Source organism: Streptomyces sp. 147326, assembly GCF_045000215.1.
Lineage (GTDB): Bacteria > Actinomycetota > Actinomycetes > Streptomycetales > Streptomycetaceae > Streptomyces.
Window position 1 is genome coordinate 6,466,643 of record NZ_CP134201.1, and the last position, 12,265, is coordinate 6,478,907.

A 12,265-nucleotide genomic window follows, 5' to 3' on the forward strand; every position below is an offset into this window, starting at 1 on the left:
CCCCGCCTAAACCGAGGTCCGCCGCTCCCCGGGGCGCAGGGTGACCAGCTCCGACCAGGAGCTGTAGAGCCGGACGGTCTGGCCGTGGGTGGTCATCACCCCTTTGGAGCGGCCGGTGGTGCCGGAGGTGTAGAGGATGTCGCTCAGGTCCTCCGGGCGGATCAGGTCGGGCGCGGGCGAGGCGCTCGGCCTCGGTGACGGACCCGCCGGCGGCCAGGTACGCCTCCCAGGACTCGGGTCCCGTACCGCCGCGCAGGACGACGGTGGAGCAGAGCGCCCCGAGGTCCTCGCCCGAGGAGCGCAGGGCCTCCACGTAGTCGGTGCCGAGGAAGCCGCGCTCGGTGAAGAGGACGCGGGCGCCGCTGCGCCGGATGACGTCGGCCGTCTCGGCGGGCTTGTAGCGGGTGTTGACCGGGACGAGGACCGCTCCCGCGCCGACCGCGCCCAGGGCGGCGGCGATCCACCGGCGGCTGTTGGGGGCCCAGACCGCCACCCGGTCCCCGGGCCGGATGCCGTGCGCGATGGCCGCGCGGGCGGAGGCGGCGATCTCGGCGGCGAGCCGGGTGAAGGACCAGCGGACCTCCCCGTCGGCGAGCGCCTCGTGCTCCCCGTACGCGGCGGCCGCGTACTCCGGGAGCCGGGCGAGCGTGGCGGGCAGGGGCGGCGCGGGTTGCGGGGGCGGCGGTGGCATCGGACGGACCCTCCCTGCTTGACGAGCGAGCGTGGGCGGTATCCCATCACACGTGTTTCAGTTAGGCATATGCCTAGTAGAAATAATCAGAGATCGGGAGGCTTCCATGACGTCCATGGACCTGAAGTCCGTCCTGTCCAGCTTCTGCACCGGCATCGCCGTCATCACGGCGCGCGGAGGCGACGGCCGTCCCGCCGGGATGACCGTGCAGTCCTTCTCGTCGGTGTCGCTGGACCGCCGCTGGTCTGCTTCTGCCCCGCCCGCACGTCGGCCACCTGGCCGCGGATCGAGGCCGCGGGGGCCTTCGCCGTCAACATCCTGGCCGCCGACCAGGAGGAGCTGTGCCGCCGGTTCGCGGTCACGGGCGGGGACAAGTTCGCCGGCGTGCCCTGGCGTGCGGGCGGCAACGGTGCGCCCGTGCTCGGCGGGGTGCTCGCGAGCGTCGAGTGCGATCTGGAGGGCGTGCTGGACGGCGGTGACCACGCCATCGTGCTCGGCCGGGTCACCGGCCTGACCGCGCACCGCGGCGGTCCGCCGCTGCTGCACTTCCGCCGTTCCTACGGCAGCTTGCCGAGCTCCCCGAGTCCGTCGAGCTCGTTGATGTCCTCGAGCATCTTCGCCGCGAGGTCGCGCTCGGAGGCGTAGTACCGCTCGGCCCACTTGAGGGTGAGGGTCGGGTACGCCCACGCCGCCTCGTCCTTGGCGCCCTCCACGTCGGCCACCGCGCGACGGCGCATCTGCTCCGCGAACTCCTGGTGCTGCAGGAGGACTTCGCGCATCTGCTCCGGCTCCAGCAGGTGGCCCAGCCACAGCCGCAGCATCGGCCCGTGCTTGAGGACGGGCGGGTCGACCGGGGCCTCGCGGGCCCATTCCCGTACGGCCGTCATGCCCTCGTCGGTGATCCGGTACACCCGCTTGTCGCGGGTCCCGGTGTCCTGGGCGACCATCCGCGAGGAGGCGTAGCCGGCCTTCTCCAGGCGCTTGAGCTCGCTGTAGATCTGGCTGAACGACGGGCTCCAGTAGAAGAACCGCAGCGACCAGTCCGACCACTTCTTCAGGTCGTAACCGGAGAGCTCCTCCCCGAAGGAGAGCAGCCCGAGCACCGCCCAGCTGGTCGCGGGGAGCGCGCGCCTGTTCGTCTCGTCTGCCACGCAGCGCAGTCTACGACCGGTCCCGCGGCGGCCTTCCCCCTGCGACATATGGCTGCTAGAAGTATGCCTATTAGAAATAACCCGCCCGCGAAGCTACGGAGGCCCCGTGAAGTTCTCGATGATCTTCGAGGCGCAGCTCGTCGACCCGACCCCGGAACGCGAACGCCAGGTCATCCACGACTGCGTCGAACAGGCCGTCTTCGCCGAGGAGATGGGCTTCGACCGGATCTGGGCGGTCGAGCACCACTCCCTGACCCAGTACGCGCACATGAGCGCCTCCGAGATCTTCCTGAGCTGGGTGGCCGCCCGCACCCGGCGCATCCGCATCGGCCACGGCGTCGTCACCATGCCCTTCGGCTACCAGCACCCGGTGCGCGTCGCCGAGCGCGCCGCCATGCTCGACGTGCTCTCCGGCGGCCGCGTCGACATCGGAGCCGGACGCGGTGCCACCCGCCAGGAGATGTCCATGTACGGGGTCAGGCCCGAGGACACCTACCCGCAGATGGAGGAGGCGCTGCGGATCTTCTCCGCCGCCTGGCGGGAGCCGCAGTTCGAATGGCACGGCTCCCTCGACATCGGACCGGGCGCGGTCCTGCCCCGCCCGGTCCAGGACCCGCACCCGCCGCTGTTCATGGCCTGCTCCAAGCACGACACGCTCAAGCTGGCCGCCGAACTCGGCATCGGCGCCCTGGTGATGGGCTTCGCCGGCGCCGACGACGTACGCGCCATGCGCAAGGTCTACGACGAGGCCATCGCGACGCGCACCGGCGAGCGCCTGGTGTCGTCCGAGGTCAACGACCACCTGTCCGCCCTCTGCCCGACCATCGTTCTCGACGACGCCGAGCGGGCCCTGCGGCTCGGCACGCGCGGCCAGCGCTTCTTCGCCGAATCCATCGCGCACTGGTACGGCAACGCCCCCGAGCCCACCGGGTACGCCGAGGAGGACGATCACGCGGGGGCGCTGGCCAAGGGCCGCGAGGAGCTCGTCGCCCGGCTGCACGAGGCGAACATCCCGGCCCGCCCGGTCGACACGGGCACCTACAACGCGGAGCACGCCTACGGCAGCGCCGAGACCGCCATCGCCTACGTCGAGCAGCTGCGCGGGATCGGCGTCGACGAGGTGATGTGCCTGATCCAGATGGGCACGGTGCCCCAGGAGGCGTGCATGGAGACCATCCGCCAGTGGGGCGAGAAGGTCATCCCGTACTTCCGCGCGCTGGAGGGCTGAGCCGTGGGAGTCTCCCTCGACGGGAAGGTGGTCCTCGTCACCGGCGCCGGACGCGGTCAGGGCGCGGCCGGGGCCCGCCTGTTCGCGCAGGCGGGGGCGCGGGTGGTCGTCACGGACGTACGGGAGGACGAGGGCCGGGCGGTGGCCGCGGAACTCGGCGACCAGGGGCTGTACGTCCGCCACGACGTGGCCGACGCGGCGAGCTGGGCGGCGGTGGTGAAGGAGTCGGTCCGCGCCTTCGGCACCGTATCGGCGCTGGTCAACAACGCGGCCCTGTGGCGCACCGCCCATGTGGAACGGCAGGCGCTCGACGACTTCGAGGCCCTGCTGCGGGTCAACCTGCTGGGGCCGTTCCTCGGCATCCAGGCCGTGGCCCCGGTGCTGCGGGCGGGTGGCGGCGGCTCGGTGGTCAACATCTCCTCCACCGCCGGACTGGTCGGGATACCGGGCCACGCGGCCTACGGGTCCACCAAGTTCGGGCTGCGCGGACTGACCCGGTCGGCGGCGCTCGACCTGGCCGGGGACCGGATCCGGGTCAATTCGGTGCACCCCGGTGCCATCGACACCCCGATGGTGGCCGAGGCGGTCGCGGGCCGGGACTGGTCGCACGTACCGCTGGGGCGGATGGGCCGGCCGGAGGAGGTCGGGGAGCTCGTCCTCTTCCTCTGCTCGGACGCGTCCTCGTACGTGACGGGCGCCGAGTTCACCGTGGACGGAGGGATGACGACGGCATGAGCGACCACGGCATGAACGACTCCCGCGTGCACGACTCCCGCGCGGACGACGGCGGCGTGAGCCGGGACGGCGCGGGCGATCCCCTGTCGCCGGCGGCCAGGCTGCTGTGCGACGCGATGACCGCGGGCTTCCCGGGGCCGGGCGACACGGCGGCCCTGCGGGCGGCGGCGGTGTCCGCCCGGCCGGGCCCGGCCGTGGCCTCGGTGTCCGACACCTCCGCGGGCGGGGTCCCGGTCCGGATCTACGATCCCGCGCCGGGCTCCCGGGACCGCCCCCTGGCCGTCTTCCTCCACGGCGGGGGCTGGGTGATGTGCGGCCTGGACACCCACGACGCGACCTGCCGCACGCTCGCGGCGGCCTCGGGCGCGGTGGTCGTCTCCGTGGACTACCGACTCGCCCCGGAACACCCCTGGCCGGCCGCGCCCGACGATGCGCTCACCGTCCTGCTGTGGGCCCGCGCGGAGGCGACCGCGCTCGGCTGCGACCCGGGCCGGGTGGTGGTGGCGGGGGACTCCAGCGGCGGCAACCTCGCGGCGGTGACCGCCCTGCGCGCGCCCGAACTCCTCGCGGGTCAGCTGCTGTTCTATCCGCCGCTGGACGCCTCGATGGACTGCGCCTCGGTGGAGACGTACGCGGAGGGTTACTTCCACACCGCCGCCCACATGGCCTGGTACTGGGAGCAGTACGGCGGAGACCCGCGGCACCCGCACGTCTCGCCCCTGTGCGCCCCCGACCTCTCGGGCCTGCCGCCCGCGCTGATCGTCCTCGCGGACTGCGACGTGCTGCGCGACGAGGGCCTCGCCTACGGCCGCCGCCTCGCGGCGGCCGGCGTCGAATGCGCGGTCCAGCTCCACCCGGGCGTCTTCCACGGCTTCCTCGGCCTGCCGCTGCCGGCCGCGCGGGACGCCCTCGCGGGGTCGGCGGCCTGGCTGGCGGCCACCCCTCGGCAAAGAGGGGACCTGGGGGGCGGGGCGGCCGGATTCGAACCGGCGTCCTCCTCCATGCTGTGTAGGCGCACTACCTCTGTGCTACGACCCCGCCCTTGCCCCGGATCCTAGGGGGCGGGCGGGGCGCGGTGCACCGGAGTTTTCCCGTGCATGATGTGTCCATGGCTGAACTGGTCCGGCGGCTGCCGGGGGCGCTCGTACGCAACTGCCTGCTGCTGGCAGCGGAGTTCGGTGCGGTCCTGCTGCTGCGGGGACCCGAGGGCGCCTGGGTCCCGGTCCTGCTGGCCGTCTTCGTCATCGGCGCGGCCGTCCCGCACGGCACCGGCGCGGAGTTCGTGGCCCGCACCGCGGTCGCGCTCTTCGCGGTGGGGATCGTGGTGCTCGCCGGGATCACCTGGGACCGGCACACCCTCCACGAGCGCGGCCGGGAGGAGACGGCGGTCGTCGCCTCGCGCACGATGGTGGAGGACGGCTCCGGCCACACGCCGTCCCTGCGCCTGCGTACGGAGGCGGGCCGCGACCTGCCCGGACCGGTGGCCCTGGACCTGCAGGCCGGAGCCCGCCTGACCGTGACGACGGACCCGGACGGCGGGTCCTGGTCCCTGGGCGGCCGCCCGGACCGCCCCCTCTGGCAGGCCGCCGGCACCGCGGCGCTGCTCCTGCTCCAGACCGTCACCCTCGGCGCGCTCTGCCTGCGCCGCCCCCGCACCTGAACGGCGGCTACTCCTTGATGATGTAGGAGCAGCCCTTCGTGTTCTTGACGCCGTCGCTCTCAGCGACCTGCTTGCCGTCGATCTTGATGCTGCACGGGGCCTGCTGGAGCTTGCCGTCGGCGCCCGTGATCGTGCCCGGAACGACGTTCACCAGGTAGCCCACCTTCCGCTCGGCAGCGGTGAGTTCGGCGGTGCCCGACTTCGACCACGGCAGGGTCTGCTGCTCGAAGCCGCTGCCGATGCCGCTGTACATGACCGCCGTCTTGCCGGTGCCCCCGACCTCCAGCGTCACCTCGTGGGTCCCGCCGCCGGACTTGGCCGGCGGCGCGGACGACGCGGGGGCCGGGGAGGCCGCGGCGGTCCTGCCGCTGTCCGCGGCCGGCTTCGGGGCGTCGCTGCCGCAGCCCGTGAGGAGCATCGCCGCCGCGCACAGCGTCATCGCGGACATCGCGGTCTTCGTGCTTCGCATGTTCCTGATACCTCGTCCTTGTTGCCCGATTGCTTGATCGAAAACAATGGACGCATGACGACACGTGCCCGTTCCTTCGATTCCGCAGCCGCTCTGTACGCCGCCAACCGGCCGGGCTACCCACCGGCCCTGTTCGACGCCCTCGAGGGGCTCGCCGGGCGGCCGCTCGCCGGGGCCCGCGTGGCCGACGTAGGGGCGGGGACCGGGATCGCCACCGCGCTGCTGCACGAGCGCGGCGCCGAGGTCGTCGCCGTGGAGCCCGGGGACGGGATGGCCGCCGAGTTCCGGCGGACGAACCCCTCGATCCCGCTCGTGCGCGGGGACGGGGACCGGCTGCCGCTGGCGAGCGGCGCGTTCGACCTCCTCACCTACGCCCAGGCCTGGCACTGGACCGACCCGGTCCGCTCCGTCCCCGAGGCCCGCCGGGTACTGCGCCCCGGCGGCGCGCTCGCCGTCTGGTGGAACGACACGGACTCCGGCGTCCCGTGGATCGCCGAGCAGGAGGAGCGGCTGCGCGCCTTCTTCCGGGCCGCCGAGGGGGTGAACGGCTTCCGCACCCTGCCGAAGGGGCTGGGCGACTTCACCACGCGCACCCTGCGCTGGTCCCGCCGCATCACGCTCGACGCCCACCTCGCCAACCTCGCCAGCCACTCCGCCTTCCTGGTCCTCGGCGAGTCCGGCACCCGGGAGTACTTCGCAACGGAACGGGAGCTGCTGGCCCCGCTCTTCCCGGACGGCACCGTCGAGGAGCAGTACGTCGTGACCCTCAGCCTCGGGCGGGTGTGACGGGCCCGGCCGGCCGGAACGCTGCAGCCCCGAACGACACCCGGCCCGCCGGTTCCGCCGGGGCCGGGTGTGTGTCGGGGCGCCCTTGGCTTGGCCGGCCGGGACGCTGCAGGCCCGAATGACGCCCGGCCGCTGGTTCCGCCGGGGTCGGGTGTGTGTCGGGGCGCCCTTGGCTTGGCCGGCCGGGACGCTGCAGGCCCGAATGACGCCCGGCCGCTGGTTCCGCCGGGGTCGGGTGTGTGCCGGGGCGCCCTTGGCTTGGCCGGCCGGGACGCTGCAGGCCCGAATGACGCCCGGCCGCTGGTTCCGCCGGGGCCGGGTGTGTGCCGGGGCGCTCCCCGCAGGGCGCCGAACGCAATCCCCTCGGCCCTCCGACCCCCCGCCACGTTCGGCGCCCGAGGAGACGCCCCGGCGCGCGCCCGGCCCCACCCCTCAGACCGCCCCGAGCGGCGCAGCCGACCGGCCCTGCACGAGCGGCGCAGCCGACCGGTACGGCCCCCTACCCCGCGCGCGACCGCAGGACCTCCGCCCGGCAGGCCGACGGCGTTCCCCACGCGTCGCGCAGCGGGCGGGCCTTGCGCAGCCACAGGGACAGGTCCAGCTCCTCCGTGTAGCCGACCGCGCCGTGCAGCTGGAGCGCGGTCATCGCCGCCCGGTAGCACGCCTCGCCCGCCGACAGCTTCGCCGCCGCCACGTCCGGCGCGGCCGGCGACAGCGCCGCCGCCCACACCAGCGGGCGGGCGAACTCCAGGGCGAGCAGGGTGTCCGCCAAGCGGTGCTTCACCGCCTGGAAGGACCCGATCGGCGCGGCGAACTGCGTGCGCTGCTTCGTGTACTCCACCGTCCTGGCCAGCAGCGCCTCGCCCGCGCCCAGGCACTGGGCCGCCGTCAGCAGGCGCGCCCAGCGCAGGGCCGTCCCGGCCGCGGCCACCACGGCCGGGCCCGCGGCCAGGAGTTCGCCGTCCGGGGCCGGCCGGTACAGCCGCCGCGCCGGATCCGTCGACGCCAGCAGCTCGCCGCGCCCGGCCGCCAGCCGCAGCTCGCCCGCCGGCGACACCGTGAAGCAGTGCGTCGCCGCGTCCGCGTCCAGGGCGTACGGGCCGCCGCCCGGCAGGGTCAGCGTGGCTGAGGACCCGCCCGCGACGAGACCCGGGACGAAGCGTTTCGCCAGCCCCTCGTCCCCCAGTTCCGAGAGGAGGACCGACGCGGCCGCGCTCTCCACCGCCGGCCCCGGCACCCCCGCCCGCCCCAGCTCCACGAAGCCGAGCGACAGCTCCAGCGGGAGCATCCCGAGGCCCTCGTACGGCTCCGGGGCGGCCAGCGCGAACAGGCCGGTCTCCGCGAGCCGTGACCACAGCGCCCGCCCCGGCCCGTGCTCGCCGTCCGCCCAGGCCCGTACCGTCGCCGGGACCTGCGCCGAGCCCAGCAGGGAGCGCAGCGTACGGGCGAAGTCCGACTGCTCGTCGGTCAGCAGGAAGCGCATCAGCGGCGGCCCTTCGGCAGGCCGAGCAGCCGCTCGGCGATGATGTCGCGCTGGATCTCGTTCGTCCCCGCGTAGATCGGCCCGGCCAGGGAGAAGACCCACGGCTCGGCCCACTCGCCCTCCGCGAGCTCCGCGTCCGCGCCCAGCAGGTCCAGCGCCGTCTCGTGCAGGGCGATGTCGTACTCCGACCAGAACACCTTGTTCAGGCTGGACTCGGCGCCGATCTCCCCCGCTCTCGGCTCCGCTCGAGCGGGGGCGCCCCCACCGCCCGCCGCGAACCGGGAGGCGGCGGCCCAGGTGAACAGCTCGTAGGCGCGCGCCCCGACCACCGCGTCGGCCACCCGGTCCCGCAGCGCGGTGTCGGAGGGATCCCCCTGCGTGCGCCACAGCCCGGCCAGCCGGTCCGCCGCCGCCAGGAAGCGGCCGGGGGAGCGCAGGGTCAGCCCCCGCTCGTTGCCGGTCGTCGACATCGCGATCCGCCAGCCCTGCCCCGGCTCCCCGATCACGTCCCCGTCCGGTACGAAGACCCGGTCCAGGAAGAGCTCCGCGAAGGCCGGCTTGCCGTCGAGGCGGCCGATGGGCCGTACGGTCACCCCCGGTGCCCGCAGGTCGAACATCAGGTACGTCAGCCCCTGGTGCGGTTTCGGGGCGTCCGGGTCGGTGCGGAAGATGCCGAAGGCGCGGTCCGCGAAGGCCGCCCGCGAGGACCAGGTCTTCTGGCCGGACAGCAGCCAGCCGCCCTCCGTCCGCACCGCCCGCGACTTCAGGGAGGCCAGGTCCGAGCCCGACTCCGGCTCCGACCAGGCCTGCGCCCAGATCACCTCGCCGCTCGCCATCGACGGCAGCACCCGCGCCCGCTGCTCCGCCGTCGCGTGGTCGAAGAGGGTCGGCGCGAGGAGGTTGATGCCGTTCTGCGAGACCCGGCCGGGCGCGCCCGCCGCCCAGTACTCCTCCTCGAAGACCAGCCACTTCACGAGGTCCACCCCCCGGCCCCCGTACTCCTCGGGCCAGGACACCACCGACCAGCGGTCCGCGTGCAGCAGCGCCTCCCACTCCCGGTGCGCCGCGAACCCCTCCTCCGTCTCCAGGGAGCGCAGCGGCTCCGCCGGCACGTGCCCGGCCAGCCAGGCGCGCGCCTCGGCCCGGAACTCCTCGACGTCCGGCGTGTGTGCGAGCTCCATCAGCGGTTCGCCTCCTTCATCGCGGCGCCCTTCATCGCGGCGCCCTTCATGGCGGACACGTCCATGCCGCCGAGCGGGTCCGCGGCCGTCTCCGCGTTGTGGGCGTGCGCCAGGTGGTGCAGGCCGAACACCGAGTCCATGCCGGTGTGCAGCCCCTGGAGGTCCTCGGCCTGGTTGACGGCCCGCTTGGTCAGGGCCAGCCCGAAGCCGGGCATCCCGGCGATCCGCAGGGCCAGCACGTCGGTGGCCTCCGCCAGCTCGGCCCGCTCCACGACCCGGTTGACCATGCCGACCTCGTACGCGCGCCGGGCGGGCATCCCGTCTCCGGTGTAGAGGAACTCCTTCGCGATGCGCGGCGGCATCGCCCACGGGTGGGCGAAGTACTCGACGCCGGGGATGCCCATCCGTACGACCGGGTCCGCGAAGAAGGCGTCCTCGCTCGCCACGATCAGGTCGCAGACCCAGGCCAGCATCAGCCCGCCCGCCACGCAGGCCCCGTGCACCGAGGCGATCACCGGCTTCGGCAGCTCCCGCCAGCGCCGGCACATGCCCAGGTACACCTCCGACTCGCGCGCGAAGCGGGATTCGGCGCCCGCCCGGCCGGAGTGGTCCCACCACAGGCCGGCCCGGCGCTCGAAGGGGAGGTGGGCGTCGCGCTCCGGGGTGCCGATGTCGTGGCCCGCGGAGAAGTGCTCCCCGGCCCCCGCGAGGCCGACGACCTTGACCTCGGGGTCGTCGGCGGCGCGGTAGAAGGCGTCGTCCAGGGCGTAGGTCATGGCGCTGTTCTGCGCGTTGCGGTAGCGGGGGCGGTTCATGGTCACGTACGCGACCGGGCCGCGCCGCTCGTAGAGCACCACCGGGGCTTCGGGCATGCGGGGATCCTTCCCTAACAAGTGTTTGGTAGGTTAACGTACGGCCATGAGCAGCGTCGAGGAGTTCCGCACCGAGGTTCGGAGTTGGCTAAGGGCCCACCTCACCGGCGAGTTCGCCGCCCTCAAGGGCCGCGGCGGACCGGGCCGGGAGCACGAGGCCTTCGCCGAACGCCTCGCGTGGAAACGCCACATGGCCGCCCACGGAGCCCTCGCCGAACTGGCCCGCCGCAACGGAGCGGTCGCCGACCCGCTGATCCGCGACCGCCTCGTCCAGGCCTGGATCGGCCTGGAGGCCATGCGCGCCACCGCCCTGCGCCCCGGCACCGCGCCCTCCACCGCCAAGCTGCACTGGGCCCGCTGGCACCGCGACCTCGGCGAGCTCGCCATGGACGTGTGCGCCGCCCCCTCGCTCCTCGCGGCGGGCGCGCACGGGGACCCGTACGACCTCGACGACTGGCAGCGGCTCTTCCTCTTCTCCCGCGCCGACACGGTCTACGCGGGCTCGGACGAGATCCAGCGCACCCTCATCGCCGAGCCGATCCTCGGCCTTCCCAAGGAGGTACGGGCGTGAGCACCCCCGACTACGTCCCCGGGCACGGACTGCTGAAGGACCGCACGGCCGTCATCACCGCGGCCGCCGGGGCCGGCATCGGCGGGGCCACCGCCCGCCGCTTCCTGGAGGAGGGCGCCCGCATCGTCATCGGCGACGCCCACGCCCGCCGCCTGAAGGAGACCGAGGACACGCTCGCCGCCGAGTTCGGGGCCGACCGCGTCGCCGCCCTGCCCTGCGACGTCACCGACGAGGACCAGGTCGCGGCCCTCTTCGCGCTCGCCGAGCAAACCCACGGCCGCCTCGACGTCGTCGTCAACAACGCCGGACTCGGAGGCACCGCCGCCCTCGTCGACATGACCGACGACCAGTGGGGCAAGGTCCTCGACGTCACCCTGAACGGCACCTTCCGCTGCACCCGCGCCGCGCTGCGCTCGTTCAAGGCGTCCGGCGGGGGCGGGGTCGTCGTCAACAACGCCTCCGTCGTCGGCTGGCGCGCGCAGACCGGCCAGGCCCACTACGCCGCCGCCAAGGCCGGGGTGATGGCGCTGACCCGCTGCGCGGCCCTGGAGGCCGCGGAGTTCGGCGTACGGATCAACGCGGTCGCCCCGAGCCTGGCCATGCACCCGCACCTGGTGAAGGTCACCAGCGAGGAGCTGCTGGCCGAACTCACCGCCCGCGAGGCCTTCGGCCGGTACGCCGAACCCTGGGAGGTCGCCAACGTCATCGTCTTCCTGGCCAGCGGCTATTCCTCGTACATGACCGGCGAGACCGTGTCGGTCAGCAGCCAGCACCCCTAGGCCGAGAATGGACGCGTGCCAACGAACCAGCCGAACCAGCCGACGCCCAAGAAGAAGCCGCAGGTGACGGCCTCGCCCGAGCGGCGCCGCGAACTCCTCGACACCGCCGCCGAGGTCTTCGCCGCGCAGGGGTACAACGCCACCACCGTCCGCAAGATCGCCGACGCCGCCGGCATGCTCGCCGGCAGCCTCTACTACCACTTCGATTCCAAGGAATCGATGCTCGACGAGATCCTCTCGGCCTTCCTCACCGAACTGTGGCAGGGGTACGACACCGTCCTCGCCGCGGGCCTCGGCCCCAGGGAGACCATCGAGGCCCTCGTCACCGAGTCCTTCCGGGAGATCGACCGGCACCGCGCCGCCGTCGCGATCTACCAGAAGGAGTCGCGGACCCTCTCCGCCCAGCCCCGCTTCCACTACCTGTCCGACTCGCAGCAGAAGTTCGAGAAGGCCTGGCTGGGGACGCTGGAGCGGGGGGTCGCCGCCAAGGTCTTCCGCGCCGACCTCGACATCCGCCTCACCTACCGCTTCGTGCGCGACACGGTGTGGGTGGCGGCGTCCTGGTACCGGCCGGGCGGACAGCACAGCCCCGAGGAGATCGCCCGCCAGTACCTGTCGATGGTGCTGGACGGGATCGCCCTGCGCCCCACGTGACAGAT

The 12,265-nt window shown here is 73.7% G+C and carries 14 protein-coding genes, 1 tRNA gene and 2 pseudogenes; 9 read left to right on the forward strand and 8 right to left on the reverse strand.

Annotated features, from left to right (window positions below; translation table 11 throughout):
- Positions 1 to 6: 6 nt before the first annotated feature.
- Together RIU97_RS29635 and RIU97_RS29640 are read right to left on the reverse strand one after the other, a co-directional pair.
- Positions 7 to 165 (reverse strand): AMP-binding protein, encoded by a 159-nt coding sequence (locus RIU97_RS29635; RefSeq protein ID WP_404962988.1) that lies wholly within the window; start codon positions 163 to 165, stop codon positions 7 to 9.
- Positions 166 to 259: 94 nt separating this feature from the next.
- A pseudogene (locus RIU97_RS29640) lies at positions 260 to 691 on the reverse strand (AMP-binding protein); the annotation flags it as partial.
- Positions 692 to 760: 69 nt separating this feature from the next.
- Between RIU97_RS29640 and RIU97_RS29645 the strand changes: the two are divergent.
- Positions 761 to 1,336, forward strand: coding sequence for a flavin reductase family protein (locus RIU97_RS29645; RefSeq protein ID WP_404962989.1), 576 nt, complete (start codon positions 761 to 763; stop codon positions 1,334 to 1,336).
- Here RIU97_RS29645 and RIU97_RS29650 read toward each other — a convergent pair.
- Positions 1,249 to 1,890: a PadR family transcriptional regulator gene (locus RIU97_RS29650; protein ID WP_404960663.1), complete on the reverse strand. Its 642-nt coding sequence runs from the start codon at positions 1,888 to 1,890 to the stop codon at positions 1,249 to 1,251. The two genes, RIU97_RS29645 and RIU97_RS29650, sit on opposite strands and share 88 nt — an antisense overlap.
- A 58-nt stretch (positions 1,891 to 1,948) precedes the next feature.
- On the opposite strand from RIU97_RS29650, the gene RIU97_RS29655 reads away from it, so the two are divergent.
- From RIU97_RS29655 to RIU97_RS29665, 3 genes and pseudogenes are all read left to right on the forward strand, one after another.
- Positions 1,949 to 3,070 (forward strand): LLM class flavin-dependent oxidoreductase, encoded by a 1,122-nt coding sequence (locus RIU97_RS29655; protein WP_404960665.1) that lies wholly within the window; start codon positions 1,949 to 1,951, stop codon positions 3,068 to 3,070.
- Positions 3,071 to 3,073: 3 nt separating this feature from the next.
- A complete protein-coding gene (locus RIU97_RS29660; protein WP_404960667.1) occupies positions 3,074 to 3,805 on the forward strand; it encodes a glucose 1-dehydrogenase in 732 nt (243 codons plus the stop codon).
- A 116-nt stretch (positions 3,806 to 3,921) separates the two neighbouring features.
- A pseudogene (locus RIU97_RS29665) lies at positions 3,922 to 4,623 on the forward strand (alpha/beta hydrolase); the annotation flags it as partial.
- A gap of 142 nt (positions 4,624 to 4,765) precedes the next feature.
- Here RIU97_RS29665 and RIU97_RS29670 read toward each other — a convergent pair.
- Positions 4,766 to 4,847: transfer RNA gene (locus RIU97_RS29670), tRNA-Ala, on the reverse strand.
- Between the two features lie 66 nt (positions 4,848 to 4,913).
- Here RIU97_RS29670 and RIU97_RS29675 point away from each other — a divergent pair.
- Entirely contained in the window at positions 4,914 to 5,465 is a 552-nt protein-coding gene (locus RIU97_RS29675; protein WP_404960668.1) for a hypothetical protein, read from the forward strand.
- A 7-nt stretch (positions 5,466 to 5,472) separates the two neighbouring features.
- On the opposite strand, the gene RIU97_RS29680 is transcribed toward RIU97_RS29675, so the two are convergent.
- Complete coding sequence (locus RIU97_RS29680) at positions 5,473 to 5,934, reverse strand: hypothetical protein (protein WP_404960669.1); 462 nt, start codon at positions 5,932 to 5,934, stop codon at positions 5,473 to 5,475.
- A gap of 54 nt (positions 5,935 to 5,988) precedes the next feature.
- On the opposite strand from RIU97_RS29680, the gene RIU97_RS29685 reads away from it, so the two are divergent.
- A complete protein-coding gene (locus tag RIU97_RS29685; protein WP_404960670.1) occupies positions 5,989 to 6,720 on the forward strand; it encodes a class I SAM-dependent methyltransferase in 732 nt (243 codons plus the stop codon).
- A 499-nt stretch (positions 6,721 to 7,219) separates the two neighbouring features.
- Here the strand turns inward: RIU97_RS29685 and RIU97_RS29690 are convergent, their stop codons facing one another.
- The 3 genes from RIU97_RS29690 to RIU97_RS29700 are packed head-to-tail and all read right to left on the reverse strand — an operon-like array spanning position 7,220 to position 10,256.
- Positions 7,220 to 8,203: an acyl-CoA dehydrogenase family protein gene (locus tag RIU97_RS29690; protein ID WP_404960672.1), complete on the reverse strand. Its 984-nt coding sequence runs from the start codon at positions 8,201 to 8,203 to the stop codon at positions 7,220 to 7,222.
- Positions 8,203 to 9,384, reverse strand: coding sequence for an acyl-CoA dehydrogenase family protein (locus RIU97_RS29695; RefSeq protein WP_404960673.1), 1,182 nt, complete (start codon positions 9,382 to 9,384; stop codon positions 8,203 to 8,205). Before RIU97_RS29695 ends, RIU97_RS29690 begins: the two co-directional genes overlap by 1 nt.
- Positions 9,384 to 10,256 carry an enoyl-CoA hydratase gene (locus tag RIU97_RS29700; protein ID WP_404960674.1) on the reverse strand — a complete coding sequence of 291 codons (873 nt, stop codon included), beginning with the start codon at positions 10,254 to 10,256 and terminating at the stop codon, positions 9,384 to 9,386. The genes RIU97_RS29695 and RIU97_RS29700 overlap by 1 nt, the downstream gene beginning before the upstream one ends.
- Positions 10,257 to 10,302: 46 nt before the next feature.
- Between RIU97_RS29700 and RIU97_RS29705 the strand changes: the two genes are divergently transcribed.
- The 3 genes from RIU97_RS29705 to RIU97_RS29715 are packed head-to-tail and all read left to right on the forward strand — an operon-like array spanning position 10,303 to position 12,260.
- On the forward strand, positions 10,303 to 10,827 hold the full coding sequence (locus tag RIU97_RS29705) for an acyl-CoA dehydrogenase family protein (RefSeq protein WP_404960675.1): 525 nt from the start codon (positions 10,303 to 10,305) through the stop codon (positions 10,825 to 10,827).
- Positions 10,824 to 11,606 carry an SDR family oxidoreductase gene (locus tag RIU97_RS29710; protein WP_404960677.1) on the forward strand — a complete coding sequence of 261 codons (783 nt, stop codon included), beginning with the start codon at positions 10,824 to 10,826 and terminating at the stop codon, positions 11,604 to 11,606. The genes RIU97_RS29705 and RIU97_RS29710 overlap by 4 nt, the downstream gene beginning before the upstream one ends.
- 15 nt (positions 11,607 to 11,621) lie before the next feature.
- Positions 11,622 to 12,260, forward strand: a complete 639-nt coding sequence (locus RIU97_RS29715) for a TetR/AcrR family transcriptional regulator (RefSeq protein ID WP_383575554.1) — start codon at positions 11,622 to 11,624, stop codon at positions 12,258 to 12,260.
- The last annotated feature ends 5 nt before the right edge of the window (positions 12,261 to 12,265 follow it).